The sequence below is a fragment of the Paenibacillus zeisoli genome (assembly GCF_003994465.1).
Taxonomy (GTDB): domain Bacteria; phylum Bacillota; class Bacilli; order Paenibacillales; family Paenibacillaceae; genus Fontibacillus; species Fontibacillus zeisoli.
The window spans coordinates 49,725-69,901 of the sequence record NZ_RZNX01000004.1; the positions used below are offsets into that span (position 1 = coordinate 49,725).

General features: G+C 42.6%; 13 protein-coding genes and 1 pseudogene. 11 read left to right on the forward strand and 3 right to left on the reverse strand.

Annotated elements, in window-relative coordinates; translation table 11 throughout:
* The first annotated feature begins 9 nt into the window (after positions 1-9).
* From herA to EJP77_RS11660, 3 genes are all read left to right on the forward strand, one after another.
* Positions 10-1,740, forward strand: coding sequence for an anti-phage-associated helicase HerA (gene herA, locus EJP77_RS11650; RefSeq protein WP_185897320.1), 1,731 nt, complete (start codon positions 10-12; stop codon positions 1,738-1,740).
* 61 nt (positions 1,741-1,801) lie between these two features.
* Positions 1,802-3,523: a DUF262 domain-containing protein gene (locus tag EJP77_RS11655; protein ID WP_127199420.1), complete on the forward strand. Its 1,722-nt coding sequence runs from the start codon at positions 1,802-1,804 to the stop codon at positions 3,521-3,523.
* Positions 3,524-4,750: 1,227 nt separating this feature from the next.
* Positions 4,751-5,944, forward strand: a complete 1,194-nt coding sequence (locus EJP77_RS11660) for a winged helix-turn-helix domain-containing protein (protein ID WP_127199421.1) — start codon at positions 4,751-4,753, stop codon at positions 5,942-5,944.
* 254 nt (positions 5,945-6,198) lie between these two features.
* Here EJP77_RS11660 and EJP77_RS11665 read toward each other — a convergent pair.
* Positions 6,199-7,610 (reverse strand): annotated as a pseudogene (locus EJP77_RS11665) (PQQ-dependent sugar dehydrogenase).
* Positions 7,611-7,833: 223 nt separating this feature from the next.
* Here EJP77_RS11665 and EJP77_RS11670 point away from each other — a divergent pair.
* The 5 genes from EJP77_RS11670 to EJP77_RS11690 all read left to right on the forward strand — a co-directional run bounded on the left by EJP77_RS11670 (position 7,834) and on the right by EJP77_RS11690 (position 13,091).
* Complete coding sequence (locus EJP77_RS11670; protein ID WP_127199422.1) at positions 7,834-8,823, forward strand: tRNA dihydrouridine synthase; 990 nt, start codon at positions 7,834-7,836, stop codon at positions 8,821-8,823.
* Positions 8,824-9,229: 406 nt separating this feature from the next.
* Positions 9,230-9,799: an SF0329 family protein gene (locus EJP77_RS11675; protein WP_127199423.1), complete on the forward strand. Its 570-nt coding sequence runs from the start codon at positions 9,230-9,232 to the stop codon at positions 9,797-9,799.
* A gap of 275 nt (positions 9,800-10,074) precedes the next feature.
* Entirely contained in the window at positions 10,075-11,139 is a 1,065-nt protein-coding gene (locus tag EJP77_RS11680) for a hypothetical protein (protein WP_127199424.1), read from the forward strand.
* Between the two features lie 228 nt (positions 11,140-11,367).
* On the forward strand, positions 11,368-11,886 hold the full coding sequence (locus EJP77_RS11685) for an HNH endonuclease (RefSeq protein WP_127199425.1): 519 nt from the start codon (positions 11,368-11,370) through the stop codon (positions 11,884-11,886).
* A gap of 215 nt (positions 11,887-12,101) precedes the next feature.
* Complete coding sequence (locus tag EJP77_RS11690; RefSeq protein ID WP_127199426.1) at positions 12,102-13,091, forward strand: hypothetical protein; 990 nt, start codon at positions 12,102-12,104, stop codon at positions 13,089-13,091.
* Between the two features lie 99 nt (positions 13,092-13,190).
* Here EJP77_RS11690 and hcp read toward each other — a convergent pair whose 3' ends face one another.
* Positions 13,191-14,879, reverse strand: coding sequence for a hydroxylamine reductase (gene hcp, locus EJP77_RS11695; protein WP_246021872.1), 1,689 nt, complete (start codon positions 14,877-14,879; stop codon positions 13,191-13,193).
* 264 nt (positions 14,880-15,143) lie between these two features.
* Here hcp and EJP77_RS11700 point away from each other — a divergent pair, with 264 nt between their 5' ends.
* The 3 genes from EJP77_RS11700 (at position 15,144) to EJP77_RS11710 (ending at position 19,171) form a co-directional block, all read left to right on the forward strand.
* Positions 15,144-16,166, forward strand: a complete 1,023-nt coding sequence (locus tag EJP77_RS11700; protein WP_127199427.1) for a 2-oxoacid:acceptor oxidoreductase family protein — start codon at positions 15,144-15,146, stop codon at positions 16,164-16,166.
* Positions 16,163-18,460, forward strand: a complete 2,298-nt coding sequence (locus tag EJP77_RS11705; RefSeq protein WP_127199618.1) for a thiamine pyrophosphate-dependent enzyme — start codon at positions 16,163-16,165, stop codon at positions 18,458-18,460. The genes EJP77_RS11700 and EJP77_RS11705 overlap by 4 nt, the downstream gene beginning before the upstream one ends.
* 351 nt (positions 18,461-18,811) lie before the next feature.
* Positions 18,812-19,171, forward strand: coding sequence for a DUF6463 family protein (locus EJP77_RS11710; protein ID WP_127199428.1), 360 nt, complete (start codon positions 18,812-18,814; stop codon positions 19,169-19,171).
* Between the two features lie 191 nt (positions 19,172-19,362).
* On the opposite strand, the gene EJP77_RS11715 is transcribed toward EJP77_RS11710, so the two are convergent.
* The gene (locus EJP77_RS11715) at positions 19,363-19,923 is read right to left on the reverse strand and encodes an O-acetyl-ADP-ribose deacetylase (protein WP_185897337.1); all 561 of its coding nucleotides are present in this window, start codon (positions 19,921-19,923) and stop codon (positions 19,363-19,365) included.
* Positions 19,924-20,177: the final 254 nt, after the last annotated feature.

Here is a 20,177-nt window from a genome sequence, read left to right on the forward strand (position 1 = left end):
CATTACTACATGTCATCTATAATAACTAAAGAGGAAATTGCGAAAGTAGTTTGTGTGTTACCTAATAAAATAAAAATTCAAGTAACAGATATTGAAGCATTTAAAGAAAATGCAGATAGTTTTTCCGTAGGTTCATATCTAAGAGTGTCCGATAGCGAGGACTGTGCATTAATTTGTATCATAGAAAATTTTGCGATTGAAAAAACTGAAGATAATAGAAGCCAATATATTCTTGAAGCTGTACCAATTGGTTTTTTAGGTAGTGATAAAAAATTTATTCGTGGCGGTAATAATATTGCCATACCTCCTACCAGTGTTGAACCAGCAAAGAAAGATGAAATTCAAAATATTTATCATGCTATTGAAGATAAAAGAAAATTTTGTTTTTCTTCCTTAGTTCAAGATACCTCAATTAAAGTCCCTATAAATGGTGATAAGTTTTTCAACAAACATATTGCGGTTGTCGGTTCTACAGGGTCAGGAAAATCACATACTGTGGCAAAAATAATTCAAGAAGTGACAGTAGCAAAAGAAGGGAAATACGATGGGTTAAATAATTCTCATATTATCATTTTTGATATTCATTCAGAATATAAACAGGCCTTTCCCAATGCTAACTATATTGATGTAGACAATTTGAATTTACCATATTGGTTAATGAATGGTGAAGAATTAGAGGAATTACTGGTGGAATCAGGAGAAAATCAAGCATACAATCAAGCTTCAATTTTAAGAAGACTCATTACAAGAAACAAACAAATTAAATCTGGATCAGACAAGGTAATGTTCGATACTCCCGTTCAATTTTCAATAGAAGAAGTAGCAAATTGTATTGTCAATCTAAGTAAAGAAACAAGAAATGCGAAAAATCCAAAATCTATCTGTATTAAAAATGATGCAAAAGAGTTTGTAAGTGACGAAGAAAAATTCGATTTTTATTTTGAAAAGGAATTCGAATTCGAGGAAATAAAACCTCAGTCAATAAATAAAGGAACTTATAATGATGGGACATTAGAGAAATTCATATCAAGGCTCAGAAGTAAATTATCAGATAAGAGGTTGGGTTTCCTACTTGGTGGAAAAGTAAATAAAGTAACTTTCGAAGATACACTAACCCATATTTTGGCATATAAAGGAACTGAAAAAGCGAATGTTACCATTATCGATTTAAGTGGAGTTCCTTTTGAAGTATTAAGTATAACAGTTTCGTTAATTTCAAGACTTATGTTCGAATACGGTTATTATTATAAAAAGAACATGAAGTCATCGAATAAATCGCTCACCCCTTTGTTGCTTGTTTACGAAGAGGCACATAAATATGTCCCCAAAAATCAAGCAGCTAAGTTTAATTCATCTAGACTATCTATCGAACGAATTGCCAAAGAAGGTAGGAAATATGGGGTAACAGCAATGATAGTTAGTCAAAGACCTTCTGAAATATCCGAATCAATTTTTTCGCAGTGCAATAATTTTGTATCAATGAGACTAACTAACCCGGATGATCAAAACTATGTGCGTCGATTATTACCAGACAATTTAGGGCCATTGACGGACGCACTTCCTACACTACGAGAAGGAGAAGCTATCATAATCGGTGATGCAATTATTATGCCATCATTAGTTCTTATGGATAGATGTGAGCCTGAACCATCTTCCAATGATATTGATTACCTACAAGAGTGGAAAAAAGTGTGGCAAAATGTCAACTTCGATGAAATATCTGAAAGATGGAAGAAGTAAGTATGAATAAATGCTTTAAGAATTCTTTTGCAAAAAGATGTTAGGAAGGGAAGAATATTAAATGAGTTATACAGCTACAGCAATAAATGAAGTAGTAAGACAAATAGGTAACAATGAAATCTACTTACCCGCTATTCAGAGGAAATTTGTGTGGACTTATGAACAGATTGAAAAGTTATTTGATTCAATCATGTTAGGCTATCCCATTGGCACATTTCTTTTTTGGAAAGTTGAAAAATCTAAGACTAATGACTATATCTTTTATAAGTTTATTCAGGATTATCACGAGCGCGACAGGTATCATAATGACATGGCCCCGAAACCTGAAATGAAGGAATGGATTATTGGTGTATTAGATGGCCAACAAAGATTAAGTTCACTTTACCTTGCTTTACAAGGAAGTTATGCATATAAAAAGCCTAAAGCTAGATGGGACAATGATGATGCATTTCCTAAAAGGCAGCTATATTTAAATGTGCTTTATAAAAATAAGCCGCGGGATGAGGATGCGAACACGTACGAGTTTAAATTTTTAACTGAAGCAGAATCTAAGTTAAATGATTCAACTCATTTCTGGTTAGCAGTGAAAGAATCTCTAAATTGGAACGATGCGAATGGCTATATAAAGTTTGCGAATAAAAATAATCTTTTATCCAGTACTATTGCAATTGAAAATTTAACTTTGTTATGGCAAAGAATTACACAAGATAAAGTTATTAATTATTTCGAGGTGAAAGCACAGGAATTAGACGATGTCTTGGACATATTTACAAGGGTTAACAGTGGAGGTACAGTTCTATCAAAGAGTGACCTCTTATTTTCAACAATTGTTGCTAGTTGGGAGCAAGCACGTGAGGAAATAGAGCAGTTGCTCAAACAAATAAATAATAAAGGCGATAAATTTGATTTCGACAATGACTTTATTATGAGAGCCTGTCTATTTTTAACGGATTCCCCAGTCTTATTTAATGTAAAGAATTTTAAACGTGAGAATGTCCAAAAAGTAAAGGATAATTGGGAAGGGATTAAAAATGCAATAAAAAGAACGATAGAATTATTGGTTGAGTTTGGTTTTAGTCAAGAAAGCCTAACATCCAAAAATGCTATTATTCCTATTTCATATTATATCTTTAAAGGTGGAAAGTTGGAAAACGAAGACAAAAAGAATATAAAACATTATTTAATAACTAGTCTCCTTAAGTTCATCTATGGAGGTAAGGGAGATCAGGTTCTTGAAGCAATTCGGAGTGGAATGAGAGTTATTGACAGCGGTACATATAAATTAAAATCTGAAAACTTCCCACTCACGGCATTAAGGCTAATGAAATTACCTGGGGAGAAAAGTTTGCAATTCACAGTAGATGACATTGAGAATTTATTTGATTACAAAAAAGGTGCATACACATTTATGGTACTTTCTTTGTTATATCCCCATTTAAAGTTAGGTCAAATTAAATTCCATCAAGATCACTTACATCCGGCAAGTTCATTTACTCAAACAAAACTTAAACAGCTTAAGAAGCCTGAATCTAGTTGGAGAAAATGGATAGAAAAGAAAGATACTATTCCAAATTTGCAATTACTAGAAGGGCTGGAAAATGAAACAAAGAACAAAAGTCAGTTTAAAGATTGGGTGGAAAAAGAGGTCACAACCAATCCAAATTATAAGTCGTTAAATTATATACCTAACGTTTCACTTGAACTTGATAACTTTGAGCAATTTTATGAGTCGAGAAAACAAATGATAATCTCGAAATTAAAGGAAATCATGGATATTAGGTAAAGGCAGTATCCCTTTTTTAGTGGAAAAAGCGAGCGATTACTGCCTCATCACGATTTGTCACTAATACTCATCGCACACATGTGGAATGCTGTTCGCTGTTAGTCTGGAGCGGGAACAAAAATACGGAAAAGTAACTGTGGGAAAGTCCCTTTGCAAACGAATGATGCAGAGGGATTTACTTTATGTATAACTTTTTCAATATTATACTTATATTTAGTGATAGTTCAATCAACGAAAGTTAATCTTCAACAATGTACTTAACAAATCACCTTTAATAATCTCAATTATTTCGTCTGATGGGGTTTTTCTAGTTATGCTTTCCTTTTAATAAATTCCATGCTTACTCTATGTTCATTTCCAATATTCGTCGTTACACATGGCTACCACGTATTGATTAAAAGCATGTAGCACAGAATTCAAAGAAGGATAGTCATTTGAACAGGGGAAATGCTTGGACTATTACCATCACTATCAGCAGGAATGATTAGAATGCGTGGGATATTGTGGTCATAACAACATAGGGTTATTAACCAATGTGTGGCATATGCATACTCGCTTGTTTGGATTTCATCATCCCAATATTCTTTGCATAAGGTTTCACAATCCTTTGCTCCTATTGGAATGAACTCATAGCGTAAAAATGTAACAGTCCTTATTACGCTTATTCTTGCGGTTCAGACGAATTGCATTTTGCAAAACATTATTGTGATATAACCAAGGTACCCCTAATTTCTTCATTAATTTTTTCTTCATGATGACCCCCTTAAATTGCTATTTGTTTTAGTTTTTCCTATCAAAAGGATAGTATTTACATGTTAAACAAACTTTTTGGCTTTTGATACATCAATTCTATCCTCAAATTGTTTCTCAATGATTTTTAGAATATTGACCCTACAGGCTTTAAATGCTTAAGGCAACTAGTTTTTGATTAATAGCTAACCACGATAACTATTATTTTTCACTCTTGTTTACTCACTAGATAATGGTAAAATAACAAGGGAACATGTGTTTGTTTTGGCGCGTTCTACGGATAGGGGGAAGGTGTGGTTGAAATCACTGAAAAAGAGCAGCTTTAGGCATTAGTAAAGAGGAGAACTAATAAAGCCCCCAAATGGCTACCGCCAGTATGGCGAGGAGCAATAGTAGCTTTATGGAGATAAGCAAACTCGCCATCCATCATCATGCGCAAGCGGAACTCGTTTGTTTCGTTAAGGAGTCGATACATATATGATCCAATTGACGAACCGCCAGGCACGCCAGTTTCTGTTATTGAAGCACGGGCTGTTGGGCGAATATCAATTTATTGGAAAACAGGGCATATTGGATTTTGTACGGCAGGTCGGCTGTATTCAATATGATCCCATAGATGTGTGCGGAAAGAGCGCCGAACTGGTGCTGCAGTCGCGAATCAAAGGATTTACTAAGAACATGCTGGGTGAGTTGTTGTATAAAGATAGATTCCTGATCGATTATCCCGACAAGAATCTGGCTATTATCCCTGCACTGGACTGGCCTTATTTTGACCGATACAGGCAAGCTGCCCGGCAGCATTCCAAGCGCTATCCTGAAATGGAGGCGTTGACAGAGCAAGTACGAACCCACATCCAAAATCACGGTGCGATTAGTTCGGATGATCTTAAATTGGATGGGAATTTCGCTTGGAGATCTGCCATTCACTGGAGCGGCGGGAACAATGTATCCCGGTCGGTGCTGGAGCAGATGTACTCGACAGGCGAGTTGATCATCCATCACAAAAAAGGAACGCGTAAATATTACGATATCGCTGAGAAGTACATACACCCAAACTTGATAAATGCGCCCGATCCACTGGAGAGCGATCTTGAGCATCATAAGTGGCGGGTATTGCGCCGGATTGGTGCTGTTGGACTACTGTGGAACCGTGCATCTGATGCCTGGCTGAACATATGGGGATTGAAGGCGGAGCAGCGTAACGAGGCCTTCCGCCAGTTGCTGCACGAGGCTCGCATTGTTGCTGTGGCCGTGGAGCAAATGAAGGATATCCTGTACTGCCGCGTGGAGGATTTGCCCCTTATTGAAGTCGTCCAGCAAAATCCGGAGCCGGAATCGCGCTGCGAGCTGATAGCCCCACTAGATAACTTGATGTGGGACAGAAAGCTGATCAATCAATTGTTTGGATTTGATTACACCTGGGAGATTTACACGCCTGCACTCAAGCGGAAATTCGGCTATTATGTGCTTCCTTTATTATATGGAGAAAGCTTCATCGGACGAGCTGAGGTCATCGCGGAGCGAAAAACCGGGACGCTCGTTGTTAAAAACATATGGTATGAGAACGGCGTAAAGCCAACAAAGCAATTGCGGATAGCCTTAGACAATTGTTTTCAAAAATTTGCAGTATTCAACGGATGCGAGACGGTTTCGGCAGAGTTTATGAACTGATATATTCGGTTCCCTAGTATCATTATCCTACAAGGATGAGTCCGTATAGATCGCCGATAAAATCAATTCTGGAACTGCTCGCTTGATGATAATACATGTGTAAGGTCGTGCCGACCGTTGGACGCTTTTATTTTTGGAAAATCGTGCAAGAGTCGGCAGTCCTCACAAGTGGAGAGGGTGACTTTGTTAGCCGAGCTTATTGACACCTACTTGTAAGTTAAAGCCCAACCTCACATGGCCGGACTTTTTCCTAATCAACGAACAATCTCAAACACAGTGCCTTGGTTAAGCTCAGCCACTTTCATTGAGCCATACACCCCTAGATACAGCCGGGTTTGATTCTGATTTGCTCCAAGACTAACGTAATACGCAGCATTAGGTCCAAAATTATAATCAGTTTCTATTACATTGTAATCGCTTTGTCTACAATCGGCTGATAACCTGGTATAGGCTAGGACTCCCCTAACAGGAGGCTTTGATTGAGCTAGAGCAAGATCGGTAAACACGACGCTTCCCCACAAACCAGGGATTTCGTTTCCATTATAGGCCTGAACCCCTGTGAGTGCATTGCCTTCAAACTTGTTGGGACGGGGGTCCTCATGATAATAACTCGTTAACGGTGGTAGACGCAGTATTGACGTTTCTAGGGTTTCAGTGAAATATGAAATATATTTCTCATTCGAATCTGGATTTGCAGGGCAGCCTCTTTCTACAGTGGTAGGTAAAGTACCTTCCCACCCTCGCCAGCCAAAGTTAATGAAACCTTCTTGGTTGGGCTCAGCCCCCACAATAGATGCTTGAACAAGCTGAGTAACCGGTATTGGCTTATAATGAACGAATGCAAAAATTGATTCTACCAGATCTTGTCCGACATTCCCTGTGTATTTAATATATTGATGATGGTGCCTCTGATAAGAGATACCCGGTATATTGCGTACCCCTTTGGCAATGACCGTAAGCATGTTCTGAATAGATTCAGGTAGTTCATTAAACCGTGTAACTACAGGCGGATTATCAATGAATGAATTCATTTTTACATCAATTTCGATTATTTTACCTGCGATCTCCATAATGTCTTGGCTTAAATTAAACGGGTCATAAGCCGATCCGCCATCTCCGGTCGTCAATACAAGTTTCCCTGTTTCAGGCGAAAAGTTCAGGCTATTGACCCCATTATGATTCAAAAAGGGCCTTCTTATGTTGAGTAATGTACGCCGTCTTTGAGGCTGCCCATTCGATGGTAGAATCCATTCTTCCACGGTATCGATATGATCATATTTTGTGTCTCTATCGACCCACTTTAGGTTTAAAGTTTGGGGATCACACGGGTTAGGCTTAAAGGATTCGGAAAAAGCAACTGGACCCTGAGTTCCAGCTAGTGAGTAATGGAGATAAAACAATCCGTTGTAGTAAAATTCGGGATGAAAGCCAGACCTATCAGCCCTCGTTCGTCGTATCCGCCGCTTGCAGCCCCCAGTTTTAAGATTCGCTGGCGAATGTCTAGAAAAGTCCCTATCGCTCCGTTTCTAATATAAAAGATCTCTCCGACCTGTGTTGCGATCATTAGGCTTTCGATGGAATTACCCGGAAGGAAAGTTGTTTTTAATATAGTGGGCAAGTTTATCCTACTAACAATAGGCCGTAGACTGACTTTAACTTTATTCAACTCAATTCCGCCCCCTGGTTGAAGTGATCTTTTTTTAAAATATGATGAGCTTTGTTTTATTAGCACCGAATTGAGGTTAGGGGCATTATATGTTTGTTGTTATTGTCTATCGGAGAAAATAGTAAGAGGGGACACCCCTCTTTTTAAAAATTTACCCAGTAAGCATGCTCCTCCCGAGGTTATGATATAATTTGATTTATCATGCTTTAGAGAGGTTTTTGATATGACAAATAATTTTTGGCGTGAATTGCCACGCCCCTTTTTTATATTGGCGCCTATGGAAGATGTGACGGATGTTGTGTTTCGGCATGTCGTGAGTGCGGCGGCTAGACCGGATGTATTTTTTACGGAGTTTGCGAATACAGAGAGCTACTGCCACCCGGAGGGGAGCCATAGTGTGCGCGGGCGGTTGACGTTCACAGAGGATGAACAGCCCATGGTAGCTCATATTTGGGGAGACAAGCCGGAATACTTTCGTCAGATGAGCATCGGCATGGCGAAGGAAGGATTCAAGGGCATCGATATCAATATGGGTTGTCCTGTAGCGAATGTGGCAGAGAATGGAAAAGGAAGCGGGCTGATCTGCCGCCCTGGGATCGCAGCCGATATTATCCAAGCCGCCAAAACCGGGGGACTGCCCGTCAGTGTCAAGACACGGCTCGGCTTCACTGCCGTAGACGAATGGCGCGGCTGGTTAACCCATATTTTGCAGCAGGACATTGTGAATCTGTCCATTCATCTGCGCACGAGAGAGGAAATGAGCAAAGTAGATGCCCACTGGGAACTGATTCCGGAAATTAAGAAGCTTCGGGATGAAGTGGCTCCAGATACGCTGCTAACCATTAACGGGGATATCCCCGACCGTCAGACCGGCCTCCGGCTCGCTGAGCAGTATGGTGTGGATGGGATTATGATTGGGCGCGGTATTTTTCAAAATCCATTTGCTTTTGAGAAGGAACAGAGAGAGCACACCAGTGAGGAATTGCTTGATTTACTGAGGCTGCATCTGGATCTCCATGATCAATATTCGGCACAGGAACTACGTTCGTTCCGGCCACTTGCCCGATTCTTTAAAATATACGTTCGCGGATTCCGCGGGGCAAGTGAATTAAGAAATAACTTAATGAACGCGAAGTCAACAAGCGAAGTACGGGAGCTGCTTGAAGAGTTTGGAAGCAGGGAGCATGATGAGGCGGAGGAACACGGGAATTAAGCTGTGAAGATTGAAGAAACATCGGACGATTGCGGTAATTACTGGTTAGTTCAATATATATAAGTTGAATTTAAGAATTACTTATAGGCAAGAGTGTGAAATGATTCCGGAGAAGCGGAGCGTTCGCCTGAAAGCTTTCTGAAAGAAAGCTACATCGGAAGCCTATGCTTTGTGATTAGACTTCTACCTTAGAAAATTAATAAAGAAGTCTGAGAACAATTTAGCGATCGTAGGAAAATTTCACACGGCAGCCTAGCACGTAAATCATTAGTTCGACTTATATAGTAAGAATAAATCCGTGTAGAAATATAAAAGACATGAACAGATTGAGGATCGGACGAATGGAAAGGGACATAAACCCTGAGCCAGCAAGCCTTTCCTCTGTTTTTATATAGAGGAGGATTATATGTCCTGGAGCAAATTGAAGCAGCAGCTTGAGAGCTTTCTCTGTCCTGCGTTAAATGGAAGGGTAGAATACCGCGCACCGGCTTACCGTTATTTAGCTGATAAACCGGGGACCTGCTATATCTCGGTAGATAAAAAGAACGTACTCAATATGAGTGATAAAGCCAGCTTCATCAGATGGTATCAAACGGAGCTGGAGATTAAGAATGACCCGGATATCCATATTCCTGTCACCCATGACGAAATTGAAGCGGTCAGAAAAGCCAGCAAGGGACCAGTACCGGAGGATCGTCTAGTAGTCATTGCCCGAAGCAGAAAAAGTTCAGAACATGCTAAACAGCTTTTGTCAGCACAGGCTTCATTAAGTAAATCGAATTTCATCGTTGTGGCGAATAAGTATCTATCTACCTCTGTAGAGGAAAGCATAGAGAGCAATGATATCTTATTGAATATTCTAGCTCTGGTAGACCGTAGGGTTGGCAAAAAGCGAATTGTGAACTTGTCCGAGAAGATGAAGTTAAAGCATCCGATTGTGCAGTGTTTCTATGAACTGCGGCGTAGTACATTATGAGGTGAGTAAGCTTCGCCCGCGATATGATTAGCTTCTCAAAATCTTTTCAAAGCACAAGTAGTTCCGTTATGCTAAAGTCAACAGTTCCCACACGCCTCTTAACAATGCGTACCAAGGTGGGATTTTTCTATAATAAAGTCATGTTATAAAAGACAAAGATCGGGAGAATCATGCTAGTATAGCAAGATTTATTTTTACTGAATAGAAGATTAAATTAGTGCTTAGTATCATTATAGATAAGGGGCAGGGGCAGTTAATTTAAGGGAGGTATTTGTGTGATTCTATTTGCGACTTATCACCAAGAAGCATATAATTGTATACTTCACCATTTTTTTGAGGTGGAAATATTTAATGAAGAGACAGATTTGGGAGATATCATTGAAGAGATGCTCCCCAAATATCTATACAGAGAACAGTATCATAAATGTGTGAAAACACTTGAGGAATTATACTCCTGGACAGGAGATAAGTTCTATCATGAAATGAATGCGATTCATGAATTTGTATTGTATAAATTCATTGATTACATGGGAGAGTTACAAACGGAATCGCCTGATTTTAACCAAGTTTATTTTAATAAAAGATGCCATAGACTAATTAAAGAAGCTAGTCAATTAGATTTTAAAGAAGATAGTGAGTTAACCCTAGAGGAACATGAGGACTACTTTTACGATGTCCATTATTATTCGGATTTATTGTTTACAGATACAGACATTTTAATGATTGAAACTTTATATAATTATCGTAAACTTGGAAATACAAACATAGAAAAGGTATTAGGGATTAACCTAGACTACTATTTTGAATTACTCCCTATTGATATTCAAGAGCAATACAAAACGAAGCATATTACACTTACCGGTGAAGTTTCTTCAATGCTAGAATACATCACTGAAAGAGTACAATACGGGAATTTATATAAATTATTTTGGGAGAATAGTGTTCCAGTAAAAGAAGAACGAATACAGCTAATACTAGAAAATATAATGGACGCTTACTTTCATAAACAAGAAGTAGAAATTACTAGAGAGGCTATGCTGGGAAATGGAAAAGTTGATTTTAAGTTATATAAGAATAGTAACGAAGATGAGAAGGTACTAATAGAAATAAAGAGAGCAAGCAGTTCTTATTTAAAAAAAGGATATGAAAAGCAATTAACGGATTATATGCTGTCTACTAAATACAAGAATGCATTTTACTTAATTGCTTGTTTTACGAATGATGAATACGATAAAAGTATGAAATTTATTAGAGAGCATGTTTATACTGATACCATACAGTTATACATAAATATATCTATATTAGATTTTAGAAAACGTAAGTCTGCTTCGAGCTCATAAGAAGTAGAATGTTTAATTGATACATAAATGACCCGAACCAACATGAGATTCATCTCCCTCGCCGTTACATCCTCATTACGGATTTATAGACCACAGAAGAAGATAACATAAGTCGAAAAAGGCTAACAGGAGATTGCACCAAGCTGTATGCGAAAGCAATGACACTTATTTTTGTAAAATAACCGTGGCAATTCAATTAGTGCGTTAATTAGTAGAAAGGTGGTTATCATGGGAGATAAAAGTATTGAAACTTCAAAAAAAGAAATTGTGGATTATTGGTTCTCAATAGTAGATGAGTGTGGATTAAGTGTAGATGCATCAGAGGCACATGAAAGATGTTGGAGATGTGGGTACAAGAACTCTTTGGAACGGTGTCATATTATTCCTGAATCTTTAGGCGGTGATGATAAAGCATCAAATCTTGTACTTTTATGTAAAAGGTGTCATTTGGAGAATCCCAATATCGCAGATAAGGATGTCATGTGGGACTGGCTTCGTGCATATGGAACATCATTCTATGATATATTTTGGGTGATGCAAGGGTTAAAAGAATACGAGTTTATATATGGTAAATCTGTGGAAGAGGAATTTACGGAAAGAAGCATAACTGATGCTAATGAGTTTAATAGAATTGTCGAGGAACAGATGGAAAAAACAACATTTCATTTTGGACATCCTTATTTAAATTCCGCAACAATGGCGGGTGTATTAAGAGTCTCATTGAAAATGTGGGATAAAGTCAATTAAGGACGACGGATTGTTTTATTACTGTCATTGAAAAATGGCTTGGAGCAGAATCTAAAATATACAGAAGTGGGCGACGTTGTTAAGAGCGGCGTCTTTTTTTGTGCAATAGCTTAAGGACAATGTTTTATAATCGAATTGACATTATCCGAAGGGTTTCTCCTTTTTTAAGTGAAAAAATAATTCTATAGCAAAACCTTTTGAACGGAGTGAGAAACATGGGACAAAGAGCAAATTTAATTATTGTCAGGAACGAATCTTACGAGTTGTATTACAGTCATTGGTGTGCGAACACTCTGCCACAAGATTTATTCTGGGGGGAACAGTATGCCATTCAATTTATTGAGATGCAGACAAGGGTTGATGAATCTGGATGGTTAGATGATGTGTGGGCAGAGGGCGGGGCAATTCTTGATTTAGATAAAAAGAAATTAATTTTTTATGGTGGTGAAGATTTACTTTATGACATTCCACTAAGGAAACTCTATTTAAAACTTATGAGAACTACTTGGCAGGATTGGGAAATTGAATGGGCTTATGAAGGCATATTAGATTTAGCTACATACGTTGGTTACCCTAAGGAAAAGGTACTAACAAGTTCTGAAATTGATATTAATTATTTAAGTCTTGCACCTCCAGAAGAAAAAAGCTGGGTTGATACTGTGGCTAGTGTAAAGTTCTCTCAAAACGAGTTACTACTGTTTCCGATTAGCGGGGGTGTAGATATTTATTTATCATATGGGCCTGATTTGATTAACAACATAGATAAATCCTTTGGTTATAAAAGTATCTCCTTAAAAGAATGGTCTAAGGATTTCCCCATGGGAGGCTTCCATATTGATATAACGTCGAACAGATTAGAGTATTGGCATGCTAATGATATTCCAAACATATCTCAAGAACTTCGATCTAAGTGGCCAGATTGGGATGTAATTGAAAATTACGACAACTACGAATCACAATATAACAGTACTAATGGACTGCTTGAGTTCCAGGATATCAGTCAACATCAACTATTGAGAGAATTAAAGGTTCTACTGTTGAGTGAGCCATCGAATCCAATAAATGCAATAGAATGCTTTATAAAAAAAGAAGCAGACGCTGGAAAAAAGGTAGAAGTAAATCCTCATGCTTTGAAAAATGATAGATATGAATTACCCAAGAATGTTAAAGAAGAGATATTAGAATTTGCGATAGATAATCTATAGTTGTAGCCTACACCCCCTAGATATAAAAAAGCAGGCTGCCGGAACCCTCCCGACAGCCTACTCCCCGACCTACGCAATTTCCTTATGCGATTGGCCTAATTACGCCCCCAAGAACATCTTCATGTCATCTTCCACATTGGTAATGCCGCCGATTCCGAAGTTCTCAACTAGAACTTTGACAACGTTAGGCGAGAGGAAGGCAGGAAGCGTAGGGCCTAGATGAATATTTTTGACGCCGAGATAGAGCAGGGCGAGCAGCACGATCACGGCTTTTTGCTCGTACCAGGCAATGTTATAGGAAATCGGCAGCTCGTTGATGTCTTCAAGGCCGAATACTTCCTTCAGCTTCATGGCGATGACGACCAGAGAGTAAGAATCGTTGCACTGTCCAGCGTCCAGTACGCGCGGGATTCCGCCGATGTCGCCGAGGTCCAGCTTGTTGTATTTGTACTTGGCACAGCCCGCAGTCATGATGACGGTATCCTGCGGAAGCTGGGCTGCAAAGTCGGTGTAATAGTTGCGGGATTTCATCCGCCCATCGCAGCCGGCCATGACGAAGAAGCGGCGGATGGCGCCGGATTTCACGGCATCGACGACTTGATCGGCTACGTTCATCACTGCGGCATGAGCGAAGCCTCCGATAATTTCGCCGGTTTCAAGCTCCGTAGGAGCTGGGCATCCTTTCGCTTGCTCGATCAGCGCAGAGAAGTCCTTGGCTGTGCCGTTCTCTCCCTCAGGGATATGGCGGACGCCCGGGAAGCCCGTGTTACCTGTCGTATAAATGCGGTCTTTATAACTGTCCTTCGGCGGAACGATACAGTTGGTTGTCATCAGAATCGGGCCGTTAAAGGCTTCGAATTCACTATTCTGCTTCCACCAGGCATTGCCGTAATTGCCAACGAAATGCTCATATTTCTTAAATGCCGGATAGTAGTGGGCAGGCAGCATTTCGCTGTGCGTATACACATCGACGCCGGTTCCTTCCGTCTGCTTCAGCAGCTCTTCCATATCCTTTAGATCGTGGCCGCTGATGAGAATGCCCGGACGATTTCCAACCCCGATATTCACCTTCGTAATTTCCGGATTACCGTAAGCGGAAGTGTTCGCATTGTCGAGCATCGCCATGGCGTCTACGCCGTACTTGCCGGTCTCCATCGTCAAAGCGATCAGATCCTGCACTTCAAGACTGTCGTCCAGCGTAGCGGCAAGCGCACGGCGCATGAACCGGTTCAACTCGCCATCGTCCTTCTCTAGGTGCAGCGCATGGTACGTATAAGCGGCCATCCCCTTGAGGCCGTAAATGATCAATTCGCGGAGCGAGCGAGCGTCTTCGTTAAGTGTAGAGAGGACACCAACGGTACGTGCTTTTATATCAAAATCGGCTTCTTTATCTGCTTCCCAGACGGCAGCATCCGGGAGATTAGCCGTTCCTTCGGGATACTGTTCGTCATAATAAGCGCGAACCTCGCTGCGGAGCGCAATAGCATCGCGGACTTTCCCCACAAAAACCTCGCGGTCAAAGTTGGCATTGGTGATGGTTGCGAACAAGGAGTCCATGATGAATAGCGATACGCGCTGTTCCAGCACTTCGGGCAGCCGGACATCCAGACTGAGCCAAGAGATCCCTTTCAGCAGGTAAATGAGCAAATCCTGTAAGTTCGCTACGTCATGCGGTTTGCCGCATACCCCGACAATGGTGCAGCCTGTTCCTTTGGAAGCTTCCTGGCATTGAAAGCAGAACATGGATGGCTGATGGTTCATGGTCATTTTCGCTTCAGTATTATTCATTATTTTTCCTCCTAATATCGTGTTCCTATATTGTTAAATGTCGTCATAAGTTTGCTTTGCAATGGACTGTCAGACTGAAGTATACCCTGCCTCCGAAGTCAGTTTAGTGATTAAGATCACTGCAACTCATTTTGTGATACAAATCACTAACTTGGTGTGATTCTTCTTTTACACTGAAGCTATTAACCCTTTATGAAAATGAACTAAAGAAGCGTGATTGCCTAGTTCATTCCATATAGAACAAGAAGAAATGAGGGAGAGCACGTGTCAATTTTGCCTCACAAAAATGAACTGGGATTCTACGAGATCCGTCTCGAATCCATCGGCGGACTTGGCGCCAATCTGGCCGGGAAAATGCTGGCTGAAGCCGGAGTAACCGGCTCTGGACTTAACGGTTCCAACTTTTCCAGCTATGGTTCGGAGAAAAAAGGATCGCCGGTCAAAAGCTTCGTAAGATTCTGCGATCCCCAGGTGGAGATCCGCGATCACAGCCCCATTGAGCAGCCGCATGTAGTCGGCGTATTTCATGAAGCGTTATATAAGACGATAGATGTGATAAGCGGTTTACGGTCTGATGGGACGGTGCTTGTGAATACAGCGCGAAATCTTGCCGATGTCGCCGCGGATCTGAAGATGAGACAGGGCACGCTGGCTGCGATCGATGCGCTGAGAATTGCCGTTGAGGAGAAAACGAAAGTCAATACCGCGATGCTGGGCGCCTTGTTCCGGATTTGCAGCTTCCTTGATCCAGATGACATGCGGCGGGTGATCCGCAAGACCTTTGAGAAAAAGCTGCCCCATCTCGTGGAACCGAACTTGCGGACGTTTGACAGAGGGTATAACGAAGTCCAGTTCCTTGATTTAGGCAGTAGCGCAGAGCTTGACGGCCAGATTGCCTTCAGCAGAATACAGCCGGTTCTCGGATATAAAACACAGGAGCTCGGCGGAATTCTCAAGGTTACGGCAAACAGTGTGCTGAAGGATCTTAGCGGCTCCCGGCAGGGGTATTTGCCGGAATATAAGGCGGAGGACTGCATTAACTGTGCCGCCTGCGATACGGTATGCCCGGACTTCTGTATCGTATGGGAACAGAAGCCGGATAAGCGCGGCAACCTGCAAATGTTCATGAAGGGCATCGATTACCAGTACTGCAAAGGCTGCCTGAAGTGTGTGGAGGCCTGCCCGACTACTGCTTTGGCTGCCATGCTGGAAGAGCCGCAGTATGCGGAGCAGCACCGTATGCCGCAAGTCTTCCCCTATCTAACTGTGGAGGGAGTCAGACCATGACCTTACAAACCAAAGACTTGTTAACGGAGCAAAAGGTGCCAGCCGCTCAGACAGCCGTCTTCGAATCCGGCAACGAAATGGCCGCCATGGCGGCCGCCCAGATTAATTATCACATCATGGGGTATTTCCCGATTACGCCGTCCACGGAAATCGCCCAATATCTTGATATGATGCGTACGCGCGGTGAACACGACATCAAGCTGATTCCGGCCGATGGCGAACACGGCTCGGCGGGGATCTGCTACGGCGCAGCCGCAGCCGGAGCGCGGGTATTCAATGCGACCAGCGCGAACGGCTTTCTGTATATGATCGAGCAGCTGCCCGTGCAGGCGGGAACCCGTTTCCCCATGGTCATGAACCTGGTAACGCGGGCGGTCAGCGGCCCGCTGGATATCCGAGGCGACCATTCGGATCTGTACTACGGTCTGAACACCGGCTGGGTAATTCTGACCGCCCGTTCACCACAGGCCGTGTACGACATGAATATCATGGCGCTGCGTATCGCCGAGCATGCGGACGTACGCCTGCCGGTTATCGTGGCCTATGACGGCTTCTTCACCTCACATCAGAAGCGCCGGGTGCAAATATTTGAGAACCGGGCAACTGTTCAGGAGTTTGTAGGGGAGCAGCCGGAATTCCCACACGTGCTGGACGAGAACAATCCGATCGTCGTTGGGGCTTATATGAATGGCGAGGACCTCATGAACAACCACTTCCAGCAGTCGGAGGCCATGTACCGTGCGGGTGAGGTGTTCAAGGAAGTGGCGGAGGAATATGCGGCATTGTCCGGAAGATCCTATGCGCCGCTGGATCTGTACCGCATGGAAGACGCGGAGGTGGCTTTGTTCCTGCTCAATTCCGCGGCGGAATCCTCCAAGGACGTAGTGGATCGTCTGCGGGCGAAAGGAATCAAAGCGGGCGTGATTAGCCCGAATGTTATCCGCCCGTTCCCGGCACGGGAAATCCGCGAGGCGCTGACAGGCGTCAAAGCGCTGCTGGTCGGCGAACGTGCCGATTCCTACGGCGCAAACGGAGCCAATTTGACGCATGAGGTCAAATCGGCCCTGCAGGAGATCCGCGGCCCGCAGCCGATTGTACTTTCCCGCATATTCGGCCTTGGCGGGAAAGATTATTACGCGGATGATGCGGAAGCCTTTTTTGCCCTGACGCTGGAGGCGATGGAGCTTGGCTATGCCAAGGTGCCGTTCGATTATTACGGGCAGACGCCGGGCGATGAAGCGCGTAAGCTGCAGCCGGTTATTGCGCCGATGAACGGGGACAGCTTCAAATCCGGCCTGATCACCGTCAAGGTGGATGAGGCGACGGGCAAGCTGGCCGTTAAAGTGCCGCCGATGCGTGCGCTTGCCGCCAAGCCGAAGCGCCTTGCTTCCGGTCACGGAGCCTGCCCGGGCTGCGGGATTTTCCCGGGGCTGGAGCTGTTCTTCAAAGGAATCGAGGGTAATATCGTGACTCTATTCCATACCGGCTGTGCCTATATCACTACCACGGGTTATCCGTACAACTCGCATAAGCAGAGCTTCATTCATAACCTGTTCCAGAACGGGCCGGCTACATTATCCGGCACAGTAGAGGCGTTCCTAGAGCGGAAACGCCGTGGGGAGATCGAGGTTCCCGAGGACTTCACTTTTGTGATGGTGACCGGCGACGGCGGCATGGACATCGGGATGGGTTCGGCAATTGGGACGGCGCTGCGGGGCCATAATATGATCATCCTTGAATACGACAATGAAGGCTACATGAACACCGGGGCACAGCTTTCGTACTCCACGCCTTTAGGCCATATGACCAGCACTTCCGGTGTCGGCAAGAAGCAGCAGGGTAAGGCGTTCCATCACAAAGATACGGTGCAGATGATGGCGGCGGCGCATATTCCATACGCATTCACAGGTACGGAAGCCTTCCCGCAGGATCTTGTGAAAAAGGCAGCCAAAGCCCAGTGGTACGCCCAAAATGTAGGTACCGTCTACGGCAAGCTGCTGATCACCTGCCCGCTGAACTGGAAGTCCGATGACAAAGAAGGCGAGAATATCGTGCGCGCAGCCGTGAATTCGTGCTTCTTCCCGCTGTATGAAGTGGAGCAAGGAGAGACGAACATTACGTACAACCCGGAAGAGAAGAACAAACGGGTGCCGCTCGGCGACTGGCTGAAATATATGGGCAAATCAAGACACCTGCTCAAGGAAGAGAACAAAGAAATGCTTGGTGAATTTGATCGCGAAGTAGAGCGTCGCTGGTCGATACTGAAAGCGAAGCACGAGAATCCGCTGCTCTAAGTAGGGGGAAACATGAATACTTCTCCCGAGCCTTATGTGCGTTATCTCGTTGATTGTTCCGACATACAGCGAAGCGGGAGAAGGATTGTCTAAAGACACGGAGATGTTCTCCGTGTCTTTTTAGTTCCAAAAAAATCTAGAACTTCGTTAACAGATTAGGACATAATTTAAAGGGATTTTGTTCTTGCAAAATGATACGAAATCGTAGTAATATCTAATTATTAAATGGGATTATTTTTTTTGACTAATTACTACGAAATCGTAATAAAATTTGAAGGAGGTTCATTTTAACAGAGGACAATGTTAATTGTTGAATTTCACAAAATTCCAAGATAAAAAAGGAGTGTTAGTATGGTAGCAGCAGCATGGATTTTGTTGGCTTTAGGAATTGGCCATTTTCTTTATGGGTTAGTCTGGTTCCGAGTACCTTTCTCAGAAGTATTTAGTGAAGGGTTTGTAAATAGATTTAAATCCAATGAATCACGGCGATCCGCATTTTGGTTCACTATATTTGGACCCTTGCTTATCATGTGTGGACATATCTCACTTCATTTGGCGAATGCAGGAGATAGAGGTCTATTTCTGATAATGGGTTATTATCTGCTTATTATTTCGCTCATCGGAATCTTAGCCCTTCCCAAGTCACCATTCTGGTTAGCCCTTATCGGCTCACTAGTCTTCGTTGGGGCAGGGTATGGGTGGATTAATTAATGACGGTGCTTAATAAGATTGCGAGTGGCCAGACCGATTCATTTTGCATTTGACGTAGATATTTCTATTACGCAAAGGGGGCTATTACCATACTAAAAGGGTGCCTGAATCTGTAGTGGATCCAGGCACCCTTTTACAATGCAGTAGTGCTGCATTCAAGTTAAACAAACCGTCCGATTCCCAAAAAAGTATTACTCCCCGAGAACAAGCTTGTTACGATAAATATCCAAATTCTCATCATCAAAGCAGACAAAATAAACCTGCTCAAGCGTTCCCGTCTGGTCACTAACCGAGTTCAAATAATCAATGACCGTTTCCAGTGCAATTTCAGCCGCAAGCTGTTTGGGGAACCGGTATATCCCTGTACTGATATTCGGAAATGCAATGCTTTTGGCATTATACTCCGCTGCAAGGCTAAGGGAGTTTCGGTAGCAGCCTGCAAGCAGCCTAGCTTCACCCTGGTTACCTCCATTCCATACAGGACCTACCGTATGGATGACATGATGCGCTGGCAGATTCCCAGCCGTAGTAATAACGGCCTCGCCGACCGCGCAGCCTCCTTGCCGTTCTCTAATCTGCACGCATTCTTCGAGTATGCTTCGGCCCCCAGCCCGGTGAATAGCACCATCCACGCCACCGCCTCCCAGCAAGCTTGAGTTCGCAGCGTTGACGATCACGTCGGCCGTTATCTTCGTAATGTCACCCTTGATCAAAGTAATGCTTGTCTGGTTAACCTTTAGGCAATCTCTCATCATACGCCTCCTAGATCGAATGGATTTCCAACCTACGCTTTTTAGATTATTACCCTGGATTACCCGAACCTGCTTCCCTAGTGTTGAGGTGATTATATTTGTTTGTTCGAATTAGTAGTCTTTGAAAATTTAGAGGGATTGCTGTCGAAGGCAGTCCCTTTATTTGCGATTCAGTAAAGTTGTTAAGTTTAAAGATAACTTTACTAGATTACGTATGCAAATATTACCTAAAATGGGTAATTCAAAAGTATGAT